We start from the raw sequence: 25,915 nt of genomic DNA on the forward strand, positions 1-25,915 counted from the left end.
GGCGGAACCGATCGCCGGACCCTCGCCGGACTTCACTTCGACGCGTTCGACGGTGTGCCGCCGGCCGCCCGCCACGTGTCGCGCGCGAGGCACAGGTCGGCCCAGGCTTTCGCCTTATCGGGCAGGCTGCGCAACAGATACGCCGGGTGATAGGTGACGATCACAGGCACGCCTTCGTATTCGTGCACGCGGCCGCGCAGCGACGAAATGCTCGCCTCGGTCTTCAGCAAACTCTGCGCCGCGAAGCGGCCGAGCGCGACGATCAGCTTCGGCTTGACCAGCGCGACCTGACGTTGCAGATACGGCTCGCAACGCGCGACTTCGTCCGCTTCGGGATTACGGTTGCCGGGCGGCCGGCACTTGATCACGTTGGCGATATAGACGTTGGTGTCGCGCGCGAGCGTCAGCGAACGCAGCATGTTGTCGAGCAGCTTGCCGGCCTGGCCCACGAACGGTTCGCCCAAACGATCCTCGTTCTCACCCGGCGCTTCGCCGATCAGCATCCAGTCGGCGCCGCGATCGCCGACGCCGAACACCGTATTCGTGCGCTTCTCGCACAGACGGCAAAGCTGGCAGGCGGCGACGCGCTCGCTCAGCGCGTCCCAGTCGAGCGTGTGGATTGCCGGCGCCGCAGGGGCTTCGCGGCGTGCGTCCGCGGGAGCCTGGGTCGGCAGATCGTCGAACCAGGCGAAATCGTCGTCGGGTGGCGCGTCGAATGCCGGCGGCTCGGCGCTGCGGAGTTGCTGGGGCCGTGCCGACTGCGGTACTTGCAGCTCGCTTGTCTCGACCGACGCTTGCATCCGGCCTTGCATCGGGTCTCGTGAAGGCTGCCCTTGAGGTTCGGCTTGCGCACTGCTCTGCATGGAGCGCGGCGACTCGCGTGAGCGCGTTTCAGCCGTCGGCTGGCGATCAGCGAACCGATCGCGTGCCCCGGCCGCGGGTGATGCCTGATCCGGACGTCCAGACGCGCCGCGTTCGCCTGGCGCTGGCGCCGCGTTGACTTGCTGAACGTCGGCGGCGCGCACCGCGGGCTGCGGGGTTTCCTGCGCACGAGCAACGGGCGGCAGCCCTGGCGACGCCCCACGCGCATCATCACGACGTGCATCCGGTGCGGCCGGCACAGCCGCGCCCTGCCCGACCACGGCCGCCGCTTGCGCCTGCGGCTCAGCGACCGGCTCCTGCGCCGCCATACCCCGACGTACCCACAGCGGTGTGAGTCCGAACTCTTCCAGAACCGATTCATGCAGCGCCATCTGCGCCCTCCGTGGCAAACGAGAAACGCATCACGATGGCGTCCTCCCGGCTGCGATGCCGCGCCGGATAATAGTTTTTGCGCCGGCCGATCGAAGCGAAGCCGAAGCGCTCATAAAGCCGGATCGCCCGATGATTCGACGGCCGCACTTCCAGCAACAGCCCCTCGAGTTTTTCAGCGCGGGTAATGCGCACGGCTTCGCGCAGCAGCGCGAGCCCGGCGCCGGCGCCTTGCGCCGCGGGCGTCACGCACAGATTGAGCAGATGCATTTCGTCGACGACCGGCATCAGCACGCAATAGCCGATCAAGGTACCCGTGACATGGCGCAGACAGACGCCGAAATAGCCGTTGCGCAGCGAGTCGCCAAAATTGCCCCGGCTCCAGGGAAACTCATATGCGATTTTTTCGATGGCGGCGACTTCGTCCAGATCGCCTTCAGTCATCGGCGACATGTAGCGGTCCGCGAGCAACACGCCACTCATTGCCGGCCCTCGCCTTGCGCTGCGTCGTGCGCGAGTCGGGCGGCCTGCTCGGCCCTGGCGGCTTTTTCGGCTTTTTCGGCTTTTTCGGCTTTTTCGGCTTTTTCGGCTTTTTCGGCTTTTTCGGCTTTTTCGGCTTTTTCGGCTTTTTCGGCTTTTTCGGCTTTTTCGGCTTTTTCGGCTTTTTCGGCTTTTTCGGCGACCCGTTCGGCGGTGGTCTGGGCGACCTTGTCCCGCACGTATTCCGGCGCCGCCTGATCGGCGGGCACCGTGCGGCCCGCCCGCAACGCACGCAGCGCGGCGTGCGCGAGCGGCACGGCATGCGGCAACGCTTCACTGTCGACGCTGCGCGCCGCGGCGACCGCGGGCAGTCGCGCGCCGAACGCCGCGGCGGCATTGCCCGCCAGCGTGAAGGCGACGTCGGGCAAAACGAGCCGGTCCGGCGCATCGAGCGAAGCCGCCTGCAGCGTGCGCCATTCACCTTGCGCGTCGTCCCACGCGTAGTCGGCCCAATAGATTTCGTCCATGCGGGCGTCGAGCGCGGCGAGCACGCGCGTCGCCGACGGATCGCGCAGGCGGGCGCTCTCGGCACAGGCGAGCAGCGTGCTGACCGGCACGACCGGCAGATTCAGGCCAAACGCGAGGCCTTGGGCGACACCGGTTGCCGTACGCAACCCGGTGAACGAGCCGGGACCGGATCCGAAGGCGACGGCGTCGCAGTCCGCCAGTGTCAGGCCGGCTTCGTCGAAAAGTTCGCGGATGGCGGGGAGCAGGCGCGTGCTGGAAACCGCGCCGGTTTGCTCGTGGCGCACCCACAGTTGCGGTTCGGCGCGAGCCTCTTCAGGCGTCGCGCCGGCCGCGTTGCCGGCGGCGGACAGAAGCGCTACCGAGCAGAATTCGGTCGAGGTATCGAGGGCGAGGAGCACAGTTTGAGTCATGGACCGTATTGTAATCGGCACGGCGCGCGCAAATGTGTTTTGGCACGCGCCGTGTTTTGGCACGCGCCGAGGTGGCTCGGGTCGCGCGAAGGTGGTTTGCCGCGCGCCAAGTGGTTTGGATCGCGCGAAAGCGGTCCACCTCGCGCGAGGCGCATATGGCTTGCGCCCAGCAGCGGCCCAGTTTGCGCCCAAACCGGGTTCGCCTCGCGCCCGAGCCTGTCCGTCTTGCGCCGCATCGCCGGCCGGCGTTTGGAATGAGCCCTCGGCCCCTGCCGGGGCATCCAGTTGTTATGATCGTCAGCCGAGTTCAATCCTGATCCCGCCTGGCGGGCAAACGACAATGACCGACATCGACACCCAGTTCACCCAAGCCCACGAAGACGTCCAGCAACTGCCGGAGCGTCCGGGCAATCTCACGCTGCTGCGCCTTTACGCGCTCTACAAACAGGCCACCCGCGGCGACGTTCAGGGCGACAAACCCGGCTTCACCGACATCGTCGGCAAATACAAGTACGACGCGTGGGCCGCGCTCAAAGGCACCGCGCAAGACGCCGCGAAGCAGCAATACGTCGAGCTCGTCGAATCGCTCAAGAGCGGCGCGTCGGCCTGACTGGTCCAGATCGACGCCGGGCGGCTACTGGCGAACGATTGCCTGCTCCGCCCCCGGCCAACGGCGAATCGCCCTGAACCGCGCCGGCACGACGATAGCCGGCCGGCGCAGCCGCCTGACGAGCCGCTCGAACAGCACCCCGGCACAAACTTTTCCGCGAGGAAAATTCCTAATAGTGGCGCAGTGCAGCAAAAGGCTATACAATGCTGCCTGCGCTTCACTGCTTTGCCCGGCTTTCCTCTAGCGGCCTTTGCGGCGCAGCGCCTCGTAGCGTTTAGCTCCAATCCAGTTTAGAACCTGTCCCCTCCTGCCTAGCCCCTCCGGGCGATCATGTCCCAGGCTGGCGGCACGCCGTGTTGGCATGTCGCATCCGATACAGCTTCTAACGAAAAGCTCGCCTTCATTGCCGCGAGCTGCCCCCGTTTTTCGATTTGCTCGCTGCTTCTTTGCTCGCTGAATCCGACGACTTGGGTATGCCGATTGGCGCCGACGTTTTAATTCCGTGTGTACCAAGGATTTACCAAGGATTCTCATGACTTCGAGCAATACCCCCAGCAGCCCGTTGAACGCCATCGCCGATCAAGCCCTCGGTCTCGAAAGCCGCGACGCAGCACCCGCACAAGCCGCAGCCGTTGCTGCCGCTCCGGAAGCCGTCGCAGCGGAAGCCGCAGCGCCGACCGGCCCGTCGTTCGCGTCGCTCGGTCTCTCCGCGGATGTCGTCTCCGCGCTGACCGCCGCTGGTTATCAGAACCCGACTCCGGTTCAGCAACGCGCAATCCCGGCTGGCATCGCCGGCCGCGATCTGATGGTCTCGAGCCCGACCGGTTCGGGCAAGACCGCCGCGTTCATGCTGCCCGCCATCGAACGTTTCTCGCAACTGCAAAAAGCACAAGCCAGCCAGCCGCGCGAACCGCGTCCGGCTGACGGCGCCCGCACGCGTCGTCCGCAACCGGTTGCCCGTCCGACCATGCTGGTTCTGACGCCGACCCGCGAACTCGCCATGCAGGTCACCACCGCCGCCGCCACGTACGGCAAGCACCTGAAGCGCTTGCGCACCGTCAGCATTCTGGGCGGCGTTGCTTATGGTCAACAGCTGATGCTGCTGGCCAAGAACCCGGAAATCCTGGTTGCTACGCCGGGCCGTCTGATCGACCACCTGGAACGCGGCCGTATCGATCTGTCGCAACTGCAGATCCTCGTGCTCGACGAAGCCGACCGCATGCTCGACATGGGCTTCATCGAAGACATCGAAACGATCGTTGCCGCTACGCCGGCTTCGCGTCAAACCATGTTGTTCTCGGCCACGCTCGACGGCAAGATCAGCTCGCTGACGGGCCGTCTGCTGAAGGATCCGGAGCGTATCGAGATCGTTCAGCGTCTGGAACAGCGCACCAACATCGCGCAAACCGTCCATTACGTGGATGACCGCGATCACAAGGATCGTCTGCTCGACCATCTGCTGCGCGACGAAGGCCTCGACCAGGCAATCGTCTTCACGGCAACCAAGATGGACGCGGACCAATTGGCCGGCCGTCTGGCCGATGCCGGTTTCGAATCGGCCGCCCTGCACGGCGATCTGCCGCAAGGCGCGCGCAACCGCACGATCCGTGCGCTGCGCGAGCGCCGTGTGCGCGTGCTGGTGGCCACGGACGTCGCCGCTCGCGGTATCGACATTCCGGGCATCACGCACGTGTTCAACTACGACCTGCCGAAGTTCGCCGAAGACTACGTGCACCGCATCGGCCGTACTGGCCGTGCCGGCCGCTCGGGTATCGCGGTGAGCCTCGTGCATCACGCCGAACAAGGCGCGTTGAAGCGCATCGAGCGTTTCGTGCGTACTCCGCTGCCGGTCAATGTCGTCGAAGGCTTCGAGCCGCGCAAGTCGGCTCCGTCGGGTAACGGCCGTCCTGGCTTTGGCGGCCGCGGCCGTCCGGGCGGTGGCAACGGCGGTGGCCGTCGCTTCGGCAGCGGTTCGGGCAAGCCGGCCGGCAACGGCGGCGGCGCGCGCAGCGGTAGCGGCACTGGCGGCGGCTGGGCCGGCAAGTCGGCTGGCGGCGGCTCGCGCGAAGGCGGCTTCGGCGGCGGTTCGCGTGAAGGCTACGGCGGTTCGCGCGACGGCGGCTACGGCGCACGCCGCAGCGACGGCCCGCGTACGGCGCGTCGCGGCAGCTAATTACTGAGACGGGCGCACTCTGCATCAGGGCTTCGGCCCGTTGCGGCGCTCATCCAGTACTGTCAGCAGTCAGCTTGAAAAAAGACCCGAACGGCTTCTCGCCGTTCGTCAGTCGGAAGAAACCGGTGCTCAGGCGCCGGTTTTTTTTCGCCCGTCAGTCGGCGCGCCCCAAATTTCACGATGTGGAAAATTTTTTTGCGTCGTAAAAAATCGTGCTGCACGGCACAAGAGCGCCCATTGCAAGATGGAAAAAGTCGTTTCTTAATGCGAAACGCGCATCGTAATTCATTGAATTTAAACATAAATAAATATTCAAAAAGGCCGTCCGGGCGGCTGTTGCGCGACCATTGATTTGCCTAGACTCTTATACAAGACTTCACGAAACGAAACGCCTCAACCGGCCGGCCGCTTCGACGAAGAAAAGAGTCACCCCATCCATACAGGCAACCAAGGAGCACACCATGTCCCGTCAAGAACAAGTCAAGCAACTCCAACAGCAATGGGAAACCGATCCGCGCTGGAAAGGCGTGAAGCGCAGCTACACGGCGGAAGACGTGATCCGCCTGCGCGGTTCGGTGCAAGTCGAGCACACGCTCGCCAAGCGCGGTGCGGAAAAGCTCTGGGAGAGCGTGAACAACGAGCCGTTCGTGAACTCGCTCGGCGCGCTGACCGGCAATCAGGCCATGCAGCAGGTCAAGGCCGGCCTCAAGGCGATCTATCTGTCGGGCTGGCAAGTGGCGGGCGACGCGAACGTCGCCGGTGAAATGTACCCGGACCAGTCGCTGTACCCGGCGAACTCGGTGCCGCTCGTCGTGAAGCGCATCAACAACACGCTGACGCGCGCCGACCAGATCCAGTGGTCGGAAGGCAAGAATCCGGGCGACGAAGGCTACGTCGATTATTTCCAGCCGATCGTGGCGGACGCGGAAGCCGGCTTCGGCGGCGTGCTGAACGCATTCGAACTGATGAAGGCGATGATCGAAGCAGGCGCTGCGGGCGTGCACTTCGAAGATCAACTGGCTTCGGTGAAGAAGTGCGGTCACATGGGCGGCAAGGTGCTCGTGCCGACGCGTGAAAACATCGCCAAACTGACGGCCGCGCGTCTGGCCGCCGATGTCTCCGGCACGCCGACCGTGCTGCTGGCGCGCACCGATGCGGAAGCCGCCGACCTGATCACGTCGGACATCGACGACAACGACAAGCCGTTCCTGACGGGCGAGCGCACGGTGGAAGGCTTCTACCGCACCAAGCCGGGTCTTGAACAGGCGATCTCGCGTGGCCTCGCCTACGCGCCGTACGCCGACATGATCTGGTGCGAAACCGGCAAGCCGGACCTCGAGTTCGCGAAGAAATTCGCCGACGCGATCCACAAGGAGTACCCGGATCAACTGCTGTCGTACAACTGCTCGCCGTCGTTCAACTGGAAGAAGAACCTGGACGACGCGACCATCGCCAAGTTCCAGCGCGAACTCGGCGCGATGGGCTACAAGTTCCAGTTCATCACGCTGGCCGGCTTCCACGCGCTGAACTACTCGATGTTCAACCTCGCGCACGGCTATGCCCGCAACCAGATGACGGCCTTCGTCGAAATGCAGCAGGCTGAATTCGCTGCCGCCGAAAAGGGCTTCACCGCGGTCAAGCATCAACGCGAAGTCGGCACGGGCTACTTCGACGCCGTGACGCAAACGGTCGAGCGCGAAGCATCGACGACCGCGCTGCACGGCTCGACGGAAGACGAACAGTTCTTCGACAAGAAGGTCGCGTAAAGCAAGCACGCGGTCTGATCGCTGGAACAAGGCAGATAGACGAAAAGCGGCGCCGTCAGAGAGCCGTCGTCACAGGGAGGAGCAAGGCCGTCGGGGCTGAAGTCGAATCGCACCCGACGGCCGAAGTCTCGCAGCGGAACTTGGAGAGCTCGCAGCAGCAGTGGAGAGAAAGCCAGCACAACGGATTGTGCGGCGAACACAGCGCGCGCCGGCCTCACCGCCGGCGCGTTTTTTTTCGCCCGCGATTTTAGCGATACACGATCACCGGAATCTTCGTATGCGTGAGCACCCGCTGCGTTTCGCTGCCGATCAGCAGGCTGCCCAAACCGCGGCGGCCATGCGAGGCCATGAAGATCACATCGCAGCCGCCCTGCTCCGCCGCTTCGATGATGCCGAGATACGGCGCGGGATGCACGCTGGTCCTGCTGTCGACCGTGACGCCGACACGGCGCGCGGCCATCTCCACCTCGCGCAGATGCACGCGCGCTTCGCGCTCGCTGCGCTGCAGGAATTCAGAGGGCGGTTCGACCACGACGTCGGAGAACGGCGAGTACGGGTATTGCGGCAGACACGCGTAGGCGGTCACGTGGGCATTGACGGCTTGCGCGAGATCGATGGCGCCGTCGATTGCCTTGCGCGACAGGTCGGAACCGTCGGTCGGAACCAGGATGTGCCTGAACATGATGCCCTCCGTCGCCGACCGCGCAGAGCGCGGCGTCGGCGTCCAACGAGGCTCGGCTTACAAGCCGCTTGAATCGATTGTAGGTCGCGGAATTGAGCGTATGAATCTGTTGAGGGTCTGTCCGCATATCGGAAACCCCTTGTGCGCTGCGTGCCATCCGCTGCGCGCCTGGCCTGCGCAGCTAACCCCAGTAGTCAGGGCGACCATACGTATGCTTGAGAAAGTCCAGAAACAGTCGCACGCGCAGCGGCAAGTGACGGCGCTGCGGAAACACCGCGTGAATGCCGATGGGCGGCGCGGCGAATTCGTCGAGCACGCTGACGAGCCGCCCGGCCGCGATGTCCGTGCCGACTTCCCACCACGAGCGCCACGCGAGTCCGTAGCCTTCGAGACACCATTCGTGCAGCACCGCGCCGTCGGAGCATTCCATCGTGCCGGACACCTTGATCGACACGACCTTGTCGCCCTGCTGGAACATCCAGCCGCGCTGCTGGTTGGCGCTCGCGCCGAGCGCGAGACAGTTGTGATGCGCGAGATCGGCGAGGCTGTGCGGCGCGCCGCGCCGGCTCAGATACGACGGCGACGCCACGCAGACACGGCGGTTCTCGCCGAGCTTGAGCGACACCAGCGACGAGTCCGGCAACTCGCCGAGACGCACCGCACAGTCGAAACCCTCGTTGACCAGATCGACGAGGCGATCGGACAGGTCGAGCGTGATCGACACGTCCGGATGCGCGACCGTGAAGGCCGGCACCAGCGGCGCGACGTGCCGCCGCCCGAAGCCCGCGGGCGCGGACAGCCGCAAATGGCCGCTCGCCTTGACGCCACCGGCCGACACGCTGGCTTCGGCGTTTTGCATCTCGTGAATGATGCGTTGGCAGTCTTCGAGAAAGGCCGAGCCTTCGAACGTCAGCGTGATCTTGCGCGTGGTGCGCACCAGCAATTTGACGCCGAGGCGCTCTTCGAGCGCGTCGATGCGGCGGCCAATGATGGCCGGCGCGACGCCTTCGGCCGAAGCCGCGGCAGACAGGCTGCCTTTCGCCGCGACGGTCACGAAAGTCTCGATCTGCTTGAAACGGTCCATGAGCGATGGGAGCCGCGTCTAGGCGGGAAAGTGGTCGGTGCGCGTCAGATTAGGTGGATGAAAGTAAAAGATCAAGTGATGTTTAGCCTCTTTTTTAGCGCCCGGCATCACTAATACAATCCGTCCTGACCTCTGACAGGAGTGCACGGCAATGTCGGCCACAACGACACTCTCCCCAAAAGCAGTAATTTTCGACGCCTACGGCACGCTTTTCGACGTGCATGCGGTGATCGCCGCCGCAGAGCAGATGTTCCCCGGCCGCGGCGACGCGCTCTCGCAGTTGTGGCGGCAAAAACAGATCGAATACACGCAGTTGCGCACGCTCGCCGATTCCGCGGACGCACCCGGCGCGCATTACCGCCCGTTCTGGGACATCACGCTCGACGCGTTGCGCTTCGCCGCAAAAAAACTTCAGCTCACGTTGGGCCGCACGGCCGAGAAGCGTCTGATGGACGAATACGCGTGCCTGTCCGCTTTCCCCGATGCCGTGCCCGCGCTGCGCCAGTTGCGCGAAGCTTCACCTGACTCAGCGGCGCGCGCGGGCGGTGAATCCGCCCCGCCTCCACGCCTCGCGATTCTCTCGAACGGCAATCCGCAAATGCTCGACGTCGCCGTGAAGAGCGCCGGCATGACGCGCCTGTTCGACCGCGTTCTCTCCGTCGACGCCGTGCGCGCCTACAAACCCTCGCCCGCCGCTTACGCGCTCGGCACGCAAGCCTTCGACGCGCTGCCGCGCGAGATCGTCTTCGTGTCGTCGAACGGCTGGGACGTAGCAGGCGCGACGTGGTTCGGCTTCACCACTTTCTGGCTCAACCGGCAGAACGCCCCAGCCGAAGAACTGGGCGTCACGCCGCATGGCGCGGGCGGAGGCATGGCCGATCTGCTCGCTTTTCTGAAGAACCCCGCGTCGCCCGGCCGCAGCAGCGGCGCCGGCGGCAGCCGCACGCGCCACAGCCCTGGCGCATGACGGTTACTGCTGGCTAACGCGACGCACAACTACCGCATCTCAACATTTGCACCTTTGCAATCTGACCGACCAAGGAGAAAACATGGCAAGCCCGCAGTCCTCGCATTCATCGTTGCAGTTGCCGCAGGGCATGGAAATCACGGCTGACCTCAAGCCGGGCTATGACGCGATCCTCACGCGCGAAGCGCTCGAACTCGTCGCCGCGCTGCATCGCACATTCGAGCCGCGACGTCAGCAGTTGTTGCAGGCGCGCGCGGAACGCACCAGGCGCCTCGACGCCGGCGAGCGCCCCGACTTCCTCGCCGAAACGAAAAGCGTGCGTGAAGCCGACTGGAAAATCGCGCCGCTGCCGCAGGATCTGCAATGCCGCCGGGTGGAAATCACCGCTCCGGTCGAGCGCAAGATGATCATCAACGCGCTGAATTCGGGCGCGGATTCGTACATGACCGACTTCGAGGATTCGAATGCGCCGAGCTGGGATAACCAGATCACCGGCCATATCAATCTGAAGGACGCGGTGCGCCGCACGATTTCGCTGGAACAGAACGGCAAGTCGTACACACTGAACGACAAGGTCGCCACGCTGATCGTGCGTCCGCGCGGCTGGCATCTCGACGAGAAGCACGTGAAGGTGGACGGCAAGCGCGTGTCGGGAGGCATCTTCGATTTCGCGCTCTTCATGGTGCACAACGCGAAGGAACTGGTGGCGCGCGGCTCGGGGCCGTACTTCTATCTGCCGAAGATGGAAAGCCACCTCGAAGCGCGTCTGTGGAACGACATTTTCGTCGCCGCACAGGAAGCCGTCGGCGTGCCGCGCGGCACGATTCGCGCGACGGTGCTGATCGAAACGATCGTCGCCGCCTTCGAAATGGACGAGATCCTGTACGAGCTGCGCGAACACAGCTCGGGTCTGAACGCCGGCCGTTGGGACTACATCTTCTCGGCGATCAAGAAGTTCAAGGCCGACCGCGACTTCTGTCTGGCCGACCGCTCGCAGATCACGATGACGTCGCCGTTCATGCGCGCCTACGCGCTGCTGCTGCTGAAGACTTGCCATCGCCGCAATGCGCCGGCGATCGGCGGCATGAGCGCGCTGATTCCGATCAAGAACGATCCGGCCGCGAACGAAAAGGCGATGGGCGGCGTGCGTTCGGACAAGGCGCGCGATGCCGGCGACGGTTACGACGGCGGCTGGGTCGCGCATCCGGGCCTCGTGCCGATCGCGATGGAAGAGTTCGTCAAGGTGCTCGGCGACAAGCCGAACCAGATCGGCAAGCAACGCGACGACGTGCTCGTCACGGCCACCGACCTGACGGACTTCCGTCCGGAAGCGCCGATCACCGAAGGCGGCCTGCGCAACAACATCAACGTCGGCATTCACTACCTGGGCGCGTGGCTCGCGGGCAATGGCTGCGTGCCGATTCACAATCTGATGGAAGACGCCGCCACCGCGGAAATCTCGCGCTCGCAGGTGTGGCAATGGATTCGCTCGCCGAAGGGCAAGCTCGAAGACGGCCGCAAGGTGACGGCGGAGCTGGTGCGCGAGTTGGCGGCGCAGGAACTCGAGAAGGTAAAGCAGGCCGTGGGCGGCGACACGAGGCCGTATGAGCGCGCTGCGCAGATCTTCGAAGAAATGTCGACGTCGGAACAGTTCACCGACTTCCTCACGCTGCCGCTGTACGAGGAAATTTGAGGCTGGCGTCAGGCCTCGTGGATGCATCGGGCGCAGTCATTCAAATGCACTCCGATGCATTAACAACGGACGACGCAGTAACAAGCCCGCCTTCGCGCGTCTTTAGCATGCGGCGTGAAATGGCTTGAGTTGCAAGGCTGACCGACCGGACGGCCCGACAGGCGTATGCCTGCCGGGCCGTTTTTTTATGCACCCGTAACGCCGCCTGGTCAGCGCGTGCTGCGGTGCTCGATCCAGTCGCCCGATTTGATTTCAGGCAAGCCCTTCACCACATTCGGCGCAACCGGATAAAAGCGGCAGTTGACGACGTTGCCGTCGACTTTCACCATCACTTCGCGCGCAAGGAAACGGTCTTCGACGCCTGGATAGACCGCCTCGATTTCATCGAGCACGGCGACCAGTTCGTCTTCGATCTCGTAGACGTCGCCGATCACGTCGACGCCGGCTTCGTCGACCACGAGGCCCGGATACGAGCCGAAGTCGAATAGGTGGCCACGCACCGTGGCCGTGCCGAGCAGATTGGGCGCCGCGATCTCGTTGCGCGCCGCGGCGTGGCGGATGTCGTTCACTTCACCGGCGCGCAATGTGCCGTATACAAAGACGGTCTGCATCGTCGTTTGCTCTCCTTGAATCAGGTTTGGGTGGGTTCTGTTTCCAGTTCTGTTTCCGGCTCTGTTCGAGCTCGAGTCCCGGCTGGTTCAGTTCAGCGCCGCGCTCGCCACGAGCACGCCGTCGATATCCACGTAGATCCATTCACCGGGACGCACGAGCGCGCCGGGCAATTGCACCGCCACGTCGCGTTCACCGGTGCCGAGCTTCTGGCCGCGCCGTGGTGAAGTGGTCAAAGCCGCAATGCCGACGTTCACCTCGTTGAGTTCGAGCGCATCGCGCACACAGCCGTTCAGGACGATGCCCGCCCAGCCGTTCTGTTCCGCGATTTGCGCGAGATTGCCGCCGACCAGCGCGCAACGCAGGCTGCCGCCGCCGTCGATCACCAGCACACGGCCCGCGCCCTTCTCTTCGAGCGTGGCCCGCACGAGCGCGTTGTCCTCGAATACCTTCAGCGTCACCGCCTCACCGCTGAAACACTCGGCGCGGCTGAACAGGTGGAAGACCGGCTCGAGCACACGCAACGTGCCGAGCGCCAGCTGGTCCTCGTGCGCGTCGCACAAGTCCGCGGTGGCAAAGCTCATGGCGTTCTCCTCGGGTCCGTAATCGGGACATTATGCAACGCCCTGTCCTTTGCAACACCTACAATGAGAAGCCCGCGGCGGTTTGTCCGCCCGCACGGGGGTTTGCCTTGCGGCGCTTTCGGCGTACCTGGAGCGCGCGCTGCCCGCGTTCCGTTATCGGGATCGATCTTCACCATGACTTCGTCCGCCGACTCAAACCTGTCGAGCCTCGTACGCTTCGCCGATATTCCGCCCGAGTTCCAGCCGAACGAAACGCATCCGATCCGTGTGCGCTCGCGGCAGATGCCTTCGGGCTGGCGCATCGCACGTCACACGCATGCGTGGGCGCAGGTGGCCTATGCGTCGCGCGGCGTGCTGCGGGTCGCGACGACCGGTACGACGTGGATGGTGCCGCCCTCGCGGGCAATCTGGGTGCCGCCGCACGTGACGCACGAAGTGGTCGCCGTCGAAGACGCGTTCCTGCGCACGCTCTACATCACCGAAAGCACGGTGCCTGCCGGTCTCGATACGCCACGCGTGGTCGAAGTCTCGGATCTGCTGCGCGAAGTGATTGCCGCGCTCGACACGCCCGGCATCTCGGCTACGCGCGAGCGGTTGCTGGGCGCCCTCGCACTCGACGAACTGACTCGCTCGGAGCCGCTGCCGCTCTCCGTGCCGATGCCTAACGAAAAGCGTCTGCGCGCGCTGTGCGAAGCGGTGATTGCCGACCCGACGCATGGCGAGTCGCTCGAACAATGGGCGTCCAGCGTGGGCGCGAGCACGCGCACCATTGCGCGGCTGTTTCGTCAGGAGCTGGGCGTGAGTTTTTCGCAGTGGCGCCAGCAGGCGATTCTGGCGCGCGCGATCCCGCTATTGAGCCAGGGGCGGCCGCTTTCGCATGTCGCATTGGAACTGGGCTATCAAAGTCAGAGCGCGTTCTCTGCGATGTTCCGCCGTGCCTTCGGAGAAAGTCCGCGCGCGTTTATCGAGCGTGGCTCGGAACATCGGGCGGCGCATGGCGAGCACGGCGAGACAGACGTGGACGACGAGACGGCGCGGGATCGCGCGGATGCAGAGAGCGATGCGGAGCGTTGAGTGAGTGTGTAAAACCGCGGCGTCACACGCCTCGCCTCAAACCCGTCGCGCCAGATGGCGAATCGCACCCAGTTGCGCAAGACGCGGCCCGGCCAGCTTGTAGCCTTTGCGCTGATAGAGGCGGGCCGCAGGGTTGTCGACGAACACACGCAATTGCAACTCGCGCAGGCCGCGCTCGCGTGCCCATTGATGCGAGACATCGAGCAGATACGTGCCGGCGCCGAGCCGGCGATGGCCTTCGGCAATCTGCACGTCGCGGATATGCAGCGAATCGCCCTCTTGTGTGATGCGCAACACGCCGATCGGCGCGCCGTCCATTTCGAGAATGAAATTCTCCGACTCGCGCCAGCTGCCGAGAAACAGATCGCCACGCCAGACGAGATGATGGCGATGGTAGTAGCCGCCCATGTTGTTGCGTGTCAGCGCCTCGGCGAACTCGAAATCGTCCATGCTGGCTTTGCGCAGATGAAACGGTAACGGAGCTTCGGTGGGATCGAACATGGCGGGGCGACAAGGGAGAGTCGGGTCAACGGTAAAACAGGCCGCGCACGCTGGCAATGGCTGTTTGTCCCGAGCATACCCAGGCGCGCCGGACAGTGGAATAAAAAAAGCCCACTTCTTTCGAAGTGGGCTTTCTCAAATCTGGCGGAGCGGACGGGACTCGAACCCGCGACCCCCGGCGTGACAGGCCGGTATTCTAACCAACTGAACTACCGCTCCAGATTTTCTTGCACCGCGGCTGATGAGACTGGCTCATTCACCGCTGCGTTACCGCTGCACCGTTCAAACTTCCAACCGAACGACGCCGATTTGCTGGCGTCCCCTAGGGGATTCGAACCCCTGTACTCACCGTGAAAGGGTGATGTCCTAGGCCTCTAGACGAAGGGGACAACGTACTGCTTACACCTTTAATGAAAAAGCCCGTTCAAGTTCGTATGAACGGGCTTTGTCTGGCGGAGCGGACGGGACTCGAACCCGCGACCCCCGGCGTGACAGGCCGGTATTCTAACCAACTGAACTACCGCTCCAGTTTGCCTATCAATGACTTGCGAGCGTTGGTTTTCTCTCTGCAAGCTGTGCCGCTTACTACTCGAATAAATCGAACACTAAAGCGACGCTGATGTTTGGCGTCCCCTAGGGGATTCGAACCCCTGTACTCACCGTGAAAGGGTGATGTCCTAGGCCTCTAGACGAAGGGGACATAATCTTTTCAGATTTGTCTTTATCTTGCTGCTAACTCACGCTAACTTCTGCTTCGCCAGCAGCAAAGACCGATATTCTAACTACGTTACCGCTGTTTGTGAAGTCTTTTTTGCTACAGGTTCCACACTTCGGAACAACTTCACTCTGCTCTGATGGTGGAGGTAAGCGGGATCGAACCGCTGACCTCTTGCATGCCATGCAAGCGCTCTCCCAGCTGAGCTATACCCCCCTTGCAGAACAGAAACGAGATTCTAGAGGCCAATTTGCGCTTTGTAAATACCCTTTGAGCAATTGCATGCGACTTTTTTCCAAAGCCGCATGCAAACCCGCTCAAGGCACGCGCGAACGCGCTCAGACCAGCGCTTTTTCGATACGGCCCACGACGACGTCACGCCCGAACAGCATCAGCACGCTGTCGATCGACGGCGTATGGGTGGTGCCCGCCACCAGCAGACGCACCGGCATCGCCAGTTGCGGCATCTTCAGCTTGTGCGCGCCAAGCGTTGCCTTCAATGCCGCGGCGATCGCTTCCTTGGTCCATTCCACGGTCTTGAGCGCGGCGGCCAGATCGGCGAGCGCCGGGCGCACTGCGTCGGTCACGTGCTGCGCGACGGACTCGGCATCCGGCGCCGGCGTGCGATAGAACATCGCGGCGTTCTCAGCGATTTCCTTCACCGTCGACGCACGGTCCTTCAGCAAGCCGACCACGGCCACCAGATCGGCGCCTTGCGCGAGCGCCGCCTCGTCGATACCCAGTTCGGTGAAGAACGGCTTGGCCAGCTCGGCGAGGCGTGCGTTATCCGCTTCCTTGATGTAGTGCGCATTCAGCCACGCCAGCTTGTCGTGGTCGTACTGCGCCGGGGACTTGCCCAGATGCTCCAGATCGAACCACTCGACGAACTGCTCGCGCGAGAAGATTTCCGCGTCGCCATGCGACCAGCCGAGGCGCGCCAGATAGTTGACCACCGCCTCGGGCAGGAAACCGGCGTCGCGATAACCCACCACGCTCATCGCGCCGTGGCGCTTGCTCATCTTCTCGCCCTGCTCGTTCAGCACGGTGGGCAAATGCGCGTAGGCCGGCGGCTCGCCGCCGAGCGCGCGCAGAATGTTGATCTGCCGCGGCGTGTTGTTGACGTGATCGTCGCCGCGAATCACGTGCGTGATGCGCATGTCCAGATCGTCCACCACCACGCAGAAGTTGTAGGTCGGCGTGCCGTCCGGACGCGCGATCACGAGATCGTCGAGCTCTTCGTTCGAGATCTCGATGCGGCCCTTCACGGCGTCGTCCCACGCCACCACGCCGGTGAGCGGGTTACGGAAGCGCAGCACCGGCTGCACGCCCGCCGGCGGCTGCGGCAGCACCTTGCCCGGCTCCGGACGCCACGTGCCGTCATAACGCGGCTTTTCGCCGGCTTCGCGTTGACGCTCGCGCAGTGCGTCGAGTTCTTCCGTCGACATGTAGCACGGGTAGACCAGCCCGGCGTCCTGCATCTGCTTGAGCACTTCGCGGTAACGGTCCATGCGCTGCATCTGGTAGAACGGGCCTTCGTCGAAATCGAGGCCGAGCCACGCCATGCCTTCGAGAATGGCATCGACAGATTCGGAGGTGGAGCGCTCCACGTCGGTGTCCTCGATCCGCAGCACGAAGGTCCCTTTCATCTTGCGCGCGAACGCCCACGGATAAAGCGCGGAGCGAATGTTGCCGAGGTGGATGAAGCCGGTGGGACTCGGTGCGAAACGGGTACGAACAGAGGTGGTCATTAGCGGTTACTCGGAAGACGGGCGCCGGCGCTCGGGGCGGACATCGCCCGCGAAGCGCGGCAGCGGAGCGCGCCCATTCGGCAAAACAGCGCCGTGCATGGGCACGAAGGAATTAAATGCGAGAGCCGAATTATACCTTCGAGAGGCGTCTTACCTGCCCTCGTCCGAACGGCCAGGTGGCGCGTGCGTGCCGCGCGGCGTAGCGTCCAAGGGCTTCCTCTGCAACGTTTCATTACCGCGCCGCCGCGCGCGCGGGGCTTTGCTTTATGATGTGCGCGCGCTGCGGCCGGAGATAGATCCACGGCGCATGGAATCGCCGCCGGCGATCCCGTCCGTCTGACTATCCGCCTGATCGCGGCCACCGGCGACGCCGATTGCGTCGCCCGCGCCGTTGCTGGAGAACTCGTTGAAGCCCTCATCGCCTAGCCTCGCCCGCCGCAACTTTTCACTGGCCGCCGCTTCCGCGGTGCTGGCCGCCTGCACCACGACCGGCAGCAAAACCGACAGCACGCCCGTCGCCGTCACACCCGTTACGCCGACGCCGCCACTCGACAAGCCGCAGCGGCCGCTGCGCGTCGCGCTCGCGCTGGGCGGCGGTGCCGCGCGCGGCTTCGCGCACATCGGCGTGATCAAGGGGCTCGAGGCGCGCAATATTCAGGTCGATCTGGTGGCCGGCACCAGCGCCGGATCAGTGGTGGGCGCGCTGTACGCGTCGGGCATGAACGGCTTCGCGCTGAACAAGCTCGCATTGACCATGGACGAAGCGTCGATCAGCGACTGGGCCATGCCGTTTCGCACACGCGGCTTTCTGCAAGGCGTCGCGCTGCAGAACTACCTGAACACGACGCTCAACAACCGACCGATCGAGAAGATGGCCAAGCCGCTCGGCGTGGTCGCCACCGATCTGAAAACCGGCCAGCCGATCCTGTTCCAGCGGGGCAATACCGGTATCGCGGTGCGTGCGTCGTGCAGTGTGCCGTCGATTTTCGAGCCGGTGAGGATCGGCGGCCACGAGTATGTGGACGGCGGGCTGGTGAGTCCGGTGCCGGCGTCGTTCGCGCGCAAGATGGGCGCGGATTTCGTGATCGCGGTGGATATCTCGCAGCGCCCGGAAAGCGGCCTCACGGCCAGTTCATTCGACGTGCTGATGCAGACCTTCACCATCATGGGCCAGACGATCAAGGCTTATGAACTCGACAAATACGCCGACATCGTGATCCGCCCCAATCTGGCCGCCATGAGCGGCAGCGATTTCTCGCAGCGCAACGCGGCGATTCTGGCCGGCGAGGAAGCGGTGGCGAAGATGATGCCGGAATTGCAGCGCAAGCTGGCGGCGAGCCGGGCCGCAGCGTAGGCGGACCTGCGCGGACCCGCGCGGCCCTGCGGCGGCCTCGTGCGCCACTCAAACGCAAAAAAGCCTGCTTCGTTCGAAGCAGGCTTTTTTTTATGCGGGAACCACAGGCGCGATCTTACTGATTGCCGCCGATTGTTGCGTTCACGCGCTTGCGCAGATCCTCGCCTTCCTGATACGAGGTCTCGATACGACGCGCGCCGGTGAAGCGCTTTTCCCAGTAGCCGTCATCCATGTCGTCGACACGAATCGTGCTGCCCGTGGAGGGCGAATGCACGAACTTGTTGTCGCCGATATAGATGCCGACGTGCGAGAACGTGCGGCGCATGGTGTTGAAGAACACCAGATCGCCCGGCTTCAGGTCGCTCACGCGAACCTTTTCACCAACACGGCTCATTTCCTCGGCGCGGCGCGGCAGCGCCATACCGAGCGTGTCCTGGAATACGTAGCGCACGAAGCCGCTGCAATCCAGCCCCGAATCCGGGGTGTTGCCACCCCAACGATAGCGCACGCCGATCATATTCAGCGCACCGACAACCACATCGCCCGCTTTGCCGGCCATGCCGGACAGGAACGATTTGGCGCCGCTGTCGCTAGTGGGAGCGGTGGCTTGCGAGGTGGGGGTGGACAAAGAATTCGACCCGTTGAGGGTCGAATATGAGGCATTCTGATTGAAACTGCTTACTTCGTCGGCGAACGCGCCGGGAGCTGCTGCCATCAAGACGCCAATGAACATCCCGGCGACGACGCGCGTGCAAGCCTGGGTTAGGTTTCTGTGCTGCATTGGTCGGTATTTTTTGCCTAAAAATCAGGGGTCTACGGAAAAAAGTTTGGTCGATACTAGCCAGTAAGTATTCACATGTCAAAACAAATAGAAAAATACAATCGAGAGGCGCACCCAATTGGTGAAAAAGCGGTAAATCAATGGTCCAGCGCTGCTTTCAGCAGCTTTCGGGTGTACGGGTGGGCGGGTGTCGCAAAAATCTCCTCAACCTCGCCGCTTTCGACAATCGAACCGTTTTGCATGACCGCGACACGATGCGCCATTGCCCCGATCACCGCTAAGTCGTGGCTAATAAAAACGAAGCCGAGGTTGTACTTCCGTTGCAACCCTGCGAGCAGTTTCAGAACCTGCTGTTGAATGGAGACATCGAGCGCGGAGGTCGGTTCGTCGAGGATCAGAATGCGTGGTTCGAGCACCAGGGCGCGCGCAATCGCGATCCGCTGACGCTGCCCGCCGGAGAATTCGTGCGGATAGCGTTGCAGCACCGTGCGGTCGAGGCCGACCTCGCGCAGCACCGAGATCACCTTGTCGCGGCGCGCTTGCGGCGTCATGGCCGGCCGGTGCAGCGCGAGCCCTTCGCCGACGATCCGCTCGATGGTCTGCCGCGGCGAAAGCGAACTAAACGGGTCCTGGAAGACAACCTGCATGTTCGACCGCAAGGCGGTCTGTTCGGCGCCACGATAGCTGTCGAGCGCCCTGCCCTGAAACTCGATCTCGCCGTGCACGGTGCGTTGCAGGCCGAGCAAGGCCATCGCGAGCGTCGACTTGCCCGAACCGGATTCGCCGACGATCCCGAGTGTCTCGCCCTGCCGCACCGACACGTTCGCGTCCGCGACCGCGCGAAACCGTCCCGAGCGGAACCAGCCGCTGAAGCCCGGCAGCTTCGTTTTGAAGGCGACCGAGATTCCGCGCGCTTCGAGCAACACCGGCGAAATCGGCAGCACCGGCACCACCGTGCGTTCCGGGCGGCTCGCCAGCAGACGTTGCGTGTACGGATGCTGCGGCGACCCGAACACCTGTTCGACCGGCCCGCTCTCCACCAGCACGCCCTTCTCCATCACCGCGATGCGTTGCGCGAAATGGCGCACCAGATTCAGGTCGTGCGTGATCAGCAGCACGGCCATGCCACGTTTGTCCGCTTCGTCGCGTTGCAGTTCCAGCAGCAGGTCGACGATCTGCGCGCGGATCGTCACGTCGAGCGCCGTGGTCGGCTCGTCGGCGAGCAGGAGGCGCGGACGGCACGCCAGCGCCATCGCGATCATCGCGCGTTGGCGCTGGCCGCCTGAAAGCTGATGCGGATAGCTGTTCACGCGCTTGCCCGGCTCGGCGATACCCGTGCGTCCCAGCAGCGCCACGGCGCGCTTGCGCGCTTCGTTTGCGCTCACGCCGTCATGCACGACGATGGTTTCCGCGATCTGGTCGCCGACCGTGTAGAGCGGATTGAGCGCGGTCATCGGCTCCTGAAAGATCATCGCGATGTCCGAGCCGCGCAGGCCGCGCATCTCGCGCTCGGTTCTGCCGAGCAGATCCTCGCCATCGAAACGGATCGAGCCGCTGACCTGCGCGTCGCTCAGCAGCCGCAGGATCGACAGCGCGGTCACGCTCTTGCCCGAACCCGATTCACCGACCAATGCCACGCGCTCGCCGCGCTGAATCGCGAGCGTCACGTCGCTCACCGCGACGGTGTCGCCGAAGCGCACGTGCAAATGGTCGAGTTCCAGCAGCGGCGGTGTCGCGGCCGATGTCGCGTTGCTTTGCAAATTCGCGCTCATTGATTGCCTCCGGCGCGCATCGCATCGGAGATACGGGTATCGAGCGCGTTGCGCAGCGCGTCGCCCATGAAGGTCAATAGCAACAGCATCGCCACCAGCACACCGAAGGTGGACAGCGAAATCCACCACGCGTCGAGATTCGCCTTGCCTTGCGCGAGCAGTTCGCCGAGGCTCGGTGTCGGCGACGGCACGCCCAGGCCGAGAAAGTCGAGGCTCGTCAGCGCGAGAATGGCGCCGCTCATGCGAAACGGCAGGAACGTGATCACCGGCGTGAGGCTATTGGGCAGCACATGCCGCCACATGATCTGCCAGTTCGACAGCCCCATCGCACGTGCCGCCCGCACGTAGTCCTGGTGACGATTGCGCAGGAATTCGGCGCGCACGTAATCGGACAAACCGATCCAGCCGAACAACGAGAGCAGTACGATCAGCAGAATGAAGCCCGGCTCGAAGATCGACGAAAAGATGATCAGCAGATAAAGCTCGGGCATCGCGCTCCAGATTTCGATCAAACGCTGCCCGATGATATCGATACGTCCTCCGAAATAACCCTGCACGGCGCCCGCGGCGATGCCCAGTATCGTGCCGATCAGCGTCAGCACCAGCCCGAATTCCACCGACACCCGGAAGCCGTAAAGCAAACGCGCAAACAGGTCGCGGCCGCGGTCGTCGGTGCCGAGCCAGTTCTCGCGCGACGGCGGCGCCGGATTCGGCGCTTTCGAAAAGTAATTCAGCGTGTCGTAGTAGTAGCGATTCGGCGGATACACGGCGAAATTGCCTGGCGCGTCGAAACGATGCTTGATATACGGGTCGAGATAATCGGCCGGCGTCGGGAAGTCGCCGCCGAAGGTTGTCTCGGCGTAAGTCTTGAACATCGGAAAATACAGGCTGCCGTCGTAGCGCACCACGAGCGGTTTGTCGTTCGACCACAGCGGTCCGGCGAGGCTCGCCGCGAACGCCACGACGAACACGATCAGGCTCCAGTAGCCCAGACGCTGCTGGCGAAAACGCTGCCACACACGGCGCGCCGGCGACGGCGAGACGAACGCGCGCGCCGGTTCGGAGCGCGCCGACGCATCGGCGGAAAGACGGGCTCGATTCATCAGCGCTCCAGTTGTTCGAATTGGATGCGGGGATCGACCCACACATAGCAAAGATCGGAAATCAGCTTGGTCGCGAGTCCGATCAGCGTGAACAGATACAACGTGCCGAGCACGACCGGATAGTCGCGCCGCACCACCGATTCGTACGACAGCAGCCCGAGGCCGTCGAGCGAAAACAGCGTTTCGATCAGCAGACTGCCGGTAAAGAACGCGCCGATAAACGCGGCCGGAAAGCCGACGATCAGCGGCAACAGCGCATTGCGAAACACGTGTTTCCACAGCACGCGCTTTTCCGACAAACCTTTGGCACGCGCAGTCAGCACGTATTGCTTGCGGATCTCGTCGAGAAAAGCGTTTTTCGTCAGCATAGTAACGACGGCGAAACTGCCTACCACCGAGGCCGTGATCGGCAACGCGATATGCCACAGATAGTCGAGAATCTTGCCCGCCACGCTCAATTGCGCCCAGTTGTCCGAAGTGAGATTGCGCAGCGGGAACAGTTGCAGGAACGTGCCGCCGCCGAACAGCACGAGCAGCAATACGCCCAGCACGAAGCCCGGAATCGCGTAGCCGACCAGCACCACGAGGCTTGTCGCGACATCGAAGCGCGAGCCGTTGCGCACCGCCTTCGCAATGCCGAGCGGCACCGATATCAGATACGTCAGAAAGAACGTCCATAAACCGATGCTGATCGACACCGGCAGTTTGGACACGATCAGCGACCACACGCTTTGATGGCGGAAATAACTCTGGCCGAGATCGAAAGTCGAGAAGCGCTTGAGCATCAGCACGTAGCGTTCGAGCGGCGGTTTGTCGAACCCGTAGAGCGCTTTGAGTTGCGCGATCTGCTGCGCGTCGACGCCGTTGTGCGCGCGCAGACCGAACGGCGCGCCGCTTTCCGCGCCTTTGCGCAACTCGTGCTGCATCTGCTCGACCGGGCCGCCGGGAACGAACTGGATCACGACGAAGGTCAGCGTCAGCACGCCGAGCAAGGTCGGGATCATTAGCAGGAGGCGTTTGAGGATGTAGCTCCACATGGCGGCGTTTCCGAATAAATGACGCGTTGGCGCGCTTAAGGTTGCGCCGGCGGCTGCGGCTGCGATGGTGGCTGCGCGAACCACCACATCGATGTAATCCAGCCTTCCGCCGTATAGTACAGAGGCAGCGTTTTGGGCCACGCAAGACCGCGCTTGAACGCCACGCGGTGCGTGGCGCTGTACCAATGCGGCACGACATAGTAGCCATGCATCAGCACACGGTCGAGCGCATGCGTGGCGTCGACCAGTTGCTCGCGCGTTTGCGCACGCACGAGCGCCCTCAGGATCGCATCCACCACAGGCGACTTCAGCCCGATCATGTTATTCGACCCCTGCGTATCGGCGGCCTTGCTGCCGAATCGTTCGATCTGCTCGGAGCCGGGCACCTGCACGTCCGGCATGCGGATCGTGGTGGTGTCGAAATCGAAGGCGTCCAGACGCTTCTGATAGACCGCGAAATCCGACACGCGAAACGTGGCCTGGATGCCCAGCTTCTGCAGATTGCGGATGAAGGTGGCGACGATCGGCTCCATTTGCGCGGACGAGCCGGAGTCGTCGAGAATCTCGAAGCGGAACGGCTCGCCCTTGGCGTTGCGCAATGCGCCGTCACGATAGGTCCAGCCGGCCTGCTGCAACAGCGCGCGCGCTTCCAGCAGATTGGCACGCAGCGAGCCGGGCGGATCGGTATCCGGCTGCTTCGGCGGCGGACCGAACACCGCCGGGTCGAGCTTCGCGCGCCACGGCTCGAGCAAGGCCAACTCGCCCGGAGAAGGCAGACCCTTCGCCTGCAGATCGGTGTTGGCGAAGAAACTGTCGATACGCGTGTACTGATTGAAGAACAACTGGCGATTGAGCCATTGAAAGTCGAGCGCGAGATCGAGTGCCTTGCGCACACGAACGTCCTGAAACAGCGGCCGCCGCGTGTTCAGCATAAAGCCCTGCATGCCGGTGCCGTTATGTTGCGGGAACACCTGCTTGATCAGTTCGCCGCTATCGAATTTCTTGCCGACGTCACGCCGTACCCAATTGCGCGCGACGTACTCGACCAGTGCGTCGTACTCGCCCGCCTTGAACGCCTCCAGGCGCGCCGTGTTATCCAAATACAGCTTGTAGACGACGCGATCGAAGTTATTCATGCCGACGCGCACCGGCAGCGCCGCGCCCCAGTAATTCGGGTCGCGCCGGTAGGTAATCGTGCGGCCGTTGTCGTATTGCTCGATCAGATAAGGCCCGCTGCCGATCGGCTTTTCGAACGCAAGCTGGTCGAATGGAATACGGCTGCCGTCCGGCTTCATTCCCCACTTGCGCGAGAACACCGGTATGCCGCCCGCGAGCAAGGGCAGCTCGCGATTGCGCTGGTGAAACTCGAAGCGGATCGTATGCGGATCGACCACCACCGCGCGCGTGATTTCGCCGAAGATCGACGCGAATTGCGGCGCGGCCTGTGGGCTTTTGAGCGTGTCGAGCGAGAACTTGACGTCGTCGGCGGTGACCGGATCGCCGTTCGAAAACCGTGCGCGCGGATTGATGTGGAACGTCACCGACAAGCCATCCGGCGCGACGTTGATGTCGTCGGCGAGCAGCCCGTAGGCGGTTGCCACTTCATCGCTGCTGCCGACGGTGAGGCTTTCGAAAATCAGGTCGACACCGGGCGCCGTATTGCCGCGCAGTGTGAACGGATTGAATTTGTCGAAGCTGGTGAGGCGGCTCGGATTGGCGAGCACCAGCGTGCCGCCCTTCGGCGCATCGGGATTGACGTAGTCGAAGTGCTTGAAATCCGCCGGATATTTCGGTGCGCCGTATTGCGCGATCGCGTAGACCGCGTGCGCCCGTGGCGCCACCAGCAAACCGGCCACAGCCAGCACGCCGCACAACATCGCGGCGCGGACGGAGCGCCAGGAACGCGGCGCAAATGCAAGGCCGTCACGCGAGGGTTGGTGAATCGCGCTGCACCGAAGTGCACGAGGCGTTGGAACCCGTCGCGAGCCAGTTGTCATGGGGGCCTTGATGGTCAGTGGGCAAGTGCAATGTGAGAGAATTCTACCCAATAAACCCGCGCGATCCGCACGTCCGTCGCGCATGGTGTCGACGTGCGCGGTGCGCCGATCCGATCAGGAGATTTCATGGGCTTCCTCGCTGGCAAACGTATCCTGCTGACCGGCTTGCTGTCGAATCGTTCGATTGCCTACGGCATCGCGCAAGCCTGCAAGCGTGAAGGCGCCGAGTTGGCGTTCACCTATGTCGGCGAGCGCTTCAAGGACCGCATCACCGAATTCGCCCACGAGTTCGGCAGCGACCTCATATTCCCCTGCGACGTCGCCGACGACGCCCAGATCGACGCCCTCTTCGTCTCGCTCCGGCAGCGCTGGGACGGCCTCGACGGCCTCGTCCATTCGATCGGCTTTGCACCGCGCGAAGCGATTGCCGGCGATTTCCTCGACGGCATGACGCGCGAAAATTTCCGCATCGCGCACGACATCTCCGCGTACAGCTTTCCGGCGCTCGCCAAGGCCGGGCAATCCATGTTCACGCCGGACGCATCGCTGCTCACGCTCAGCTATCTCGGCGCCGAGCGCGCGGTTCCGAATTACAACACCATGGGCCTTGCCAAGGCTTCGCTCGAAGCGAGCGTGCGTTATCTCGCGGTCTCGCTCGGCGCGAAAGGCGTGCGCGTCAACGGTATTTCGGCGGGTCCGATCAAGACCCTGGCCGCGAGCGGTATCAGGGGCTTCGGCAAGATTCTCGAGTTCGTCGAACAGAACGCGCCGCTCAAGCGCAACGTGACGATCGGACAGGTCGGGAATACGGCGGCGTTCCTGTTATCGGATCTGGCGGCCGGTGTGACGGCGGAAATCGTGCACGTCGATAGCGGGTTTAGCGCGGTGGTGGGCGGCATGGCCGCCGTGGCGGAATGAACGACGAAGGTTCCGCGTGAACGCGTCATGCGTCGTACTTGTCGCTGCGTTTTACGGGCTGATGGCAGAGCTTATGAC

At 63.5% G+C, this 25,915-nt stretch carries 22 protein-coding genes and 5 tRNA genes; 8 read left to right on the forward strand and 19 right to left on the reverse strand.

The genetic code is table 11. The features are described 5' to 3' along the window. Positions 1-32: 32 nt before the first annotated feature. From B0G81_RS17315 to tsaB, 3 genes are read right to left on the reverse strand one after another with little or no spacing between them, the layout of a single operon-like run. Entirely contained in the window at positions 33-1,253 is a 1,221-nt protein-coding gene (locus B0G81_RS17315) for a uracil-DNA glycosylase (RefSeq protein WP_134137778.1), read from the reverse strand. Beyond that, positions 1,240-1,734, reverse strand: coding sequence for a ribosomal protein S18-alanine N-acetyltransferase (gene rimI, locus B0G81_RS17320; protein WP_012433475.1), 495 nt, complete (start codon positions 1,732-1,734; stop codon positions 1,240-1,242). The genes B0G81_RS17315 and rimI overlap by 14 nt, the downstream gene beginning before the upstream one ends. Beyond that, a complete protein-coding gene (gene tsaB, locus B0G81_RS17325) occupies positions 1,731-2,669 on the reverse strand; it encodes a tRNA (adenosine(37)-N6)-threonylcarbamoyltransferase complex dimerization subunit type 1 TsaB (RefSeq protein WP_134137779.1) in 939 nt (312 codons plus the stop codon). Before tsaB ends, rimI begins: the two co-directional genes overlap by 4 nt. A 340-nt stretch (positions 2,670-3,009) precedes the next feature. On the opposite strand from tsaB, the gene B0G81_RS17330 reads away from it, so the two are divergent. The 3 genes from B0G81_RS17330 to aceA all read left to right on the forward strand — a co-directional run bounded on the left by B0G81_RS17330 (position 3,010) and on the right by aceA (position 7,218). Next, entirely contained in the window at positions 3,010-3,279 is a 270-nt protein-coding gene (locus tag B0G81_RS17330) for an acyl-CoA-binding protein (protein WP_012433477.1), read from the forward strand. A gap of 532 nt (positions 3,280-3,811) precedes the next feature. Then, positions 3,812-5,452 (forward strand): DEAD/DEAH box helicase, encoded by a 1,641-nt coding sequence (locus tag B0G81_RS17335; protein ID WP_134137780.1) that lies wholly within the window; start codon positions 3,812-3,814, stop codon positions 5,450-5,452. A gap of 461 nt (positions 5,453-5,913) precedes the next feature. Then, a complete protein-coding gene (gene aceA / locus B0G81_RS17345; RefSeq protein WP_106279587.1) occupies positions 5,914-7,218 on the forward strand; it encodes an isocitrate lyase in 1,305 nt (434 codons plus the stop codon). Between the two features lie 247 nt (positions 7,219-7,465). On the opposite strand, the gene B0G81_RS17350 is transcribed toward aceA, so the two are convergent. Both B0G81_RS17350 and B0G81_RS17355 read right to left on the reverse strand, forming a co-directional pair. Further along, positions 7,466-7,900, reverse strand: a complete 435-nt coding sequence (locus B0G81_RS17350) for a universal stress protein (protein ID WP_012433480.1) — start codon at positions 7,898-7,900, stop codon at positions 7,466-7,468. A 181-nt stretch (positions 7,901-8,081) separates the two neighbouring features. Beyond that, the gene (locus tag B0G81_RS17355) at positions 8,082-8,984 is read right to left on the reverse strand and encodes a LysR family transcriptional regulator (RefSeq protein WP_134137782.1); all 903 of its coding nucleotides are present in this window, start codon (positions 8,982-8,984) and stop codon (positions 8,082-8,084) included. A gap of 151 nt (positions 8,985-9,135) precedes the next feature. Between B0G81_RS17355 and B0G81_RS17360 the strand changes: the two genes are divergently transcribed. Then, positions 9,136-9,951 (forward strand): haloacid dehalogenase type II, encoded by an 816-nt coding sequence (locus B0G81_RS17360; protein WP_134137783.1) that lies wholly within the window; start codon positions 9,136-9,138, stop codon positions 9,949-9,951. Positions 9,952-10,033: 82 nt separating this feature from the next. After that, positions 10,034-11,644 (forward strand): malate synthase A, encoded by a 1,611-nt coding sequence (aceB, locus tag B0G81_RS17365; RefSeq protein WP_134137784.1) that lies wholly within the window; start codon positions 10,034-10,036, stop codon positions 11,642-11,644. Positions 11,645-11,853: 209 nt separating this feature from the next. Here aceB and B0G81_RS17370 read toward each other — a convergent pair whose 3' ends face one another. Together B0G81_RS17370 and rraA are read right to left on the reverse strand one after the other, a co-directional pair. Beyond that, positions 11,854-12,255, reverse strand: a complete 402-nt coding sequence (locus tag B0G81_RS17370; RefSeq protein WP_106279579.1) for a gamma-glutamylcyclotransferase family protein — start codon at positions 12,253-12,255, stop codon at positions 11,854-11,856. 87 nt (positions 12,256-12,342) lie between these two features. After that, complete coding sequence (rraA, locus tag B0G81_RS17375; RefSeq protein WP_134137785.1) at positions 12,343-12,837, reverse strand: ribonuclease E activity regulator RraA; 495 nt, start codon at positions 12,835-12,837, stop codon at positions 12,343-12,345. A gap of 174 nt (positions 12,838-13,011) precedes the next feature. Between rraA and B0G81_RS17380 the strand changes: the two genes are divergently transcribed. Beyond that, positions 13,012-13,911: a helix-turn-helix transcriptional regulator gene (locus B0G81_RS17380; RefSeq protein ID WP_116117614.1), complete on the forward strand. Its 900-nt coding sequence runs from the start codon at positions 13,012-13,014 to the stop codon at positions 13,909-13,911. Positions 13,912-13,947: 36 nt separating this feature from the next. Here the strand turns inward: B0G81_RS17380 and B0G81_RS17385 are convergent, their stop codons facing one another. The 7 genes from B0G81_RS17385 to gltX form a co-directional block, all read right to left on the reverse strand. Next, positions 13,948-14,412 (reverse strand): GNAT family N-acetyltransferase, encoded by a 465-nt coding sequence (locus tag B0G81_RS17385; RefSeq protein WP_116140486.1) that lies wholly within the window; start codon positions 14,410-14,412, stop codon positions 13,948-13,950. A gap of 142 nt (positions 14,413-14,554) precedes the next feature. Continuing rightward, positions 14,555-14,631 (reverse strand) — tRNA-Asp (locus B0G81_RS17390). 94 nt (positions 14,632-14,725) lie between these two features. Continuing rightward, positions 14,726-14,801: transfer RNA gene (locus B0G81_RS17395), tRNA-Glu, on the reverse strand. 61 nt (positions 14,802-14,862) lie between these two features. Continuing rightward, positions 14,863-14,939: transfer RNA gene (locus B0G81_RS17400), tRNA-Asp, on the reverse strand. Positions 14,940-15,036: 97 nt separating this feature from the next. Continuing rightward, a tRNA-Glu gene (locus tag B0G81_RS17405) sits at positions 15,037-15,112 on the reverse strand. A 155-nt stretch (positions 15,113-15,267) separates the two neighbouring features. Next, a tRNA-Ala gene (locus B0G81_RS17410) sits at positions 15,268-15,343 on the reverse strand. 122 nt (positions 15,344-15,465) lie between these two features. Further along, positions 15,466-16,875, reverse strand: coding sequence for a glutamate--tRNA ligase (gltX, locus tag B0G81_RS17415; protein ID WP_134137786.1), 1,410 nt, complete (start codon positions 16,873-16,875; stop codon positions 15,466-15,468). 406 nt (positions 16,876-17,281) lie between these two features. Here gltX and B0G81_RS17420 point away from each other — a divergent pair, with 406 nt between their 5' ends. Then, positions 17,282-18,229: a patatin-like phospholipase family protein gene (locus B0G81_RS17420; protein ID WP_134137787.1), complete on the forward strand. Its 948-nt coding sequence runs from the start codon at positions 17,282-17,284 to the stop codon at positions 18,227-18,229. 115 nt (positions 18,230-18,344) lie between these two features. Here B0G81_RS17420 and B0G81_RS17425 read toward each other — a convergent pair whose 3' ends face one another. The 5 genes from B0G81_RS17425 to B0G81_RS17445 form a co-directional block, all read right to left on the reverse strand. After that, entirely contained in the window at positions 18,345-19,010 is a 666-nt protein-coding gene (locus B0G81_RS17425) for a C40 family peptidase (RefSeq protein ID WP_121307615.1), read from the reverse strand. A 137-nt stretch (positions 19,011-19,147) separates the two neighbouring features. Then, positions 19,148-20,782, reverse strand: a complete 1,635-nt coding sequence (locus B0G81_RS17430; protein WP_134137788.1) for a dipeptide ABC transporter ATP-binding protein — start codon at positions 20,780-20,782, stop codon at positions 19,148-19,150. Next, positions 20,779-21,885 (reverse strand): ABC transporter permease, encoded by a 1,107-nt coding sequence (locus tag B0G81_RS17435; RefSeq protein WP_106279563.1) that lies wholly within the window; start codon positions 21,883-21,885, stop codon positions 20,779-20,781. The genes B0G81_RS17430 and B0G81_RS17435 overlap by 4 nt, the downstream gene beginning before the upstream one ends. Then, positions 21,885-22,922, reverse strand: coding sequence for an ABC transporter permease subunit (locus B0G81_RS17440; RefSeq protein ID WP_134137789.1), 1,038 nt, complete (start codon positions 22,920-22,922; stop codon positions 21,885-21,887). The genes B0G81_RS17435 and B0G81_RS17440 overlap by 1 nt, the downstream gene beginning before the upstream one ends. 35 nt (positions 22,923-22,957) lie before the next feature. Next, on the reverse strand, positions 22,958-24,799 hold the full coding sequence (locus B0G81_RS17445) for an extracellular solute-binding protein (RefSeq protein WP_243856512.1): 1,842 nt from the start codon (positions 24,797-24,799) through the stop codon (positions 22,958-22,960). Between the two features lie 246 nt (positions 24,800-25,045). On the opposite strand from B0G81_RS17445, the gene fabI reads away from it, so the two are divergent. Continuing rightward, complete coding sequence (fabI, locus tag B0G81_RS17450) at positions 25,046-25,837, forward strand: enoyl-ACP reductase FabI (protein WP_134137791.1); 792 nt, start codon at positions 25,046-25,048, stop codon at positions 25,835-25,837. Positions 25,838-25,915 lie beyond the last annotated feature (78 nt).

The organism is Paraburkholderia sp. BL6665CI2N2, assembly GCF_004366535.1.
Taxonomy (GTDB): domain Bacteria; phylum Pseudomonadota; class Gammaproteobacteria; order Burkholderiales; family Burkholderiaceae; genus Paraburkholderia.

Bases quoted from the DNA above. Each gene is read 5' to 3' on its own strand.
- B0G81_RS17315 (WP_134137778.1), bottom strand. From the start codon at position 1,253: ATGGCGCTGCATGAATCGGTTCTGGAAGAGTTCGGACTCACACCGCTG.
- rimI (WP_012433475.1), bottom strand. From the start codon at position 1,734: ATGAGTGGCGTGTTGCTCGCGGACCGCTACATGTCGCCGATGACTGAA.
- tsaB (WP_134137779.1), bottom strand. From the start codon at position 2,669: ATGACTCAAACTGTGCTCCTCGCCCTCGATACCTCGACCGAATTCTGC.
- B0G81_RS17330 (WP_012433477.1), top strand. From the start codon at position 3,010: ATGACCGACATCGACACCCAGTTCACCCAAGCCCACGAAGACGTCCAG.
- B0G81_RS17335 (WP_134137780.1), top strand. From the start codon at position 3,812: ATGACTTCGAGCAATACCCCCAGCAGCCCGTTGAACGCCATCGCCGAT.
- aceA (WP_106279587.1), top strand. From the start codon at position 5,914: ATGTCCCGTCAAGAACAAGTCAAGCAACTCCAACAGCAATGGGAAACC.
- B0G81_RS17350 (WP_012433480.1), bottom strand. From the start codon at position 7,900: ATGTTCAGGCACATCCTGGTTCCGACCGACGGTTCCGACCTGTCGCGC.
- B0G81_RS17355 (WP_134137782.1), bottom strand. From the start codon at position 8,984: ATGGACCGTTTCAAGCAGATCGAGACTTTCGTGACCGTCGCGGCGAAA.
- B0G81_RS17360 (WP_134137783.1), top strand. From the start codon at position 9,136: ATGTCGGCCACAACGACACTCTCCCCAAAAGCAGTAATTTTCGACGCC.
- aceB (WP_134137784.1), top strand. From the start codon at position 10,034: ATGGCAAGCCCGCAGTCCTCGCATTCATCGTTGCAGTTGCCGCAGGGC.
- B0G81_RS17370 (WP_106279579.1), bottom strand. From the start codon at position 12,255: ATGCAGACCGTCTTTGTATACGGCACATTGCGCGCCGGTGAAGTGAAC.
- rraA (WP_134137785.1), bottom strand. From the start codon at position 12,837: ATGAGCTTTGCCACCGCGGACTTGTGCGACGCGCACGAGGACCAGCTG.
- B0G81_RS17380 (WP_116117614.1), top strand. From the start codon at position 13,012: ATGACTTCGTCCGCCGACTCAAACCTGTCGAGCCTCGTACGCTTCGCC.
- B0G81_RS17385 (WP_116140486.1), bottom strand. From the start codon at position 14,412: ATGTTCGATCCCACCGAAGCTCCGTTACCGTTTCATCTGCGCAAAGCC.
- gltX (WP_134137786.1), bottom strand. From the start codon at position 16,875: ATGACCACCTCTGTTCGTACCCGTTTCGCACCGAGTCCCACCGGCTTC.
- B0G81_RS17425 (WP_121307615.1), bottom strand. From the start codon at position 19,010: ATGCAGCACAGAAACCTAACCCAGGCTTGCACGCGCGTCGTCGCCGGG.
- B0G81_RS17430 (WP_134137788.1), bottom strand. From the start codon at position 20,782: ATGAGCGCGAATTTGCAAAGCAACGCGACATCGGCCGCGACACCGCCG.
- B0G81_RS17435 (WP_106279563.1), bottom strand. From the start codon at position 21,885: ATGAATCGAGCCCGTCTTTCCGCCGATGCGTCGGCGCGCTCCGAACCG.
- B0G81_RS17440 (WP_134137789.1), bottom strand. From the start codon at position 22,922: ATGTGGAGCTACATCCTCAAACGCCTCCTGCTAATGATCCCGACCTTG.
- B0G81_RS17445 (WP_243856512.1), bottom strand. From the start codon at position 24,799: ATGTTGTGCGGCGTGCTGGCTGTGGCCGGTTTGCTGGTGGCGCCACGG.
- fabI (WP_134137791.1), top strand. From the start codon at position 25,046: ATGGGCTTCCTCGCTGGCAAACGTATCCTGCTGACCGGCTTGCTGTCG.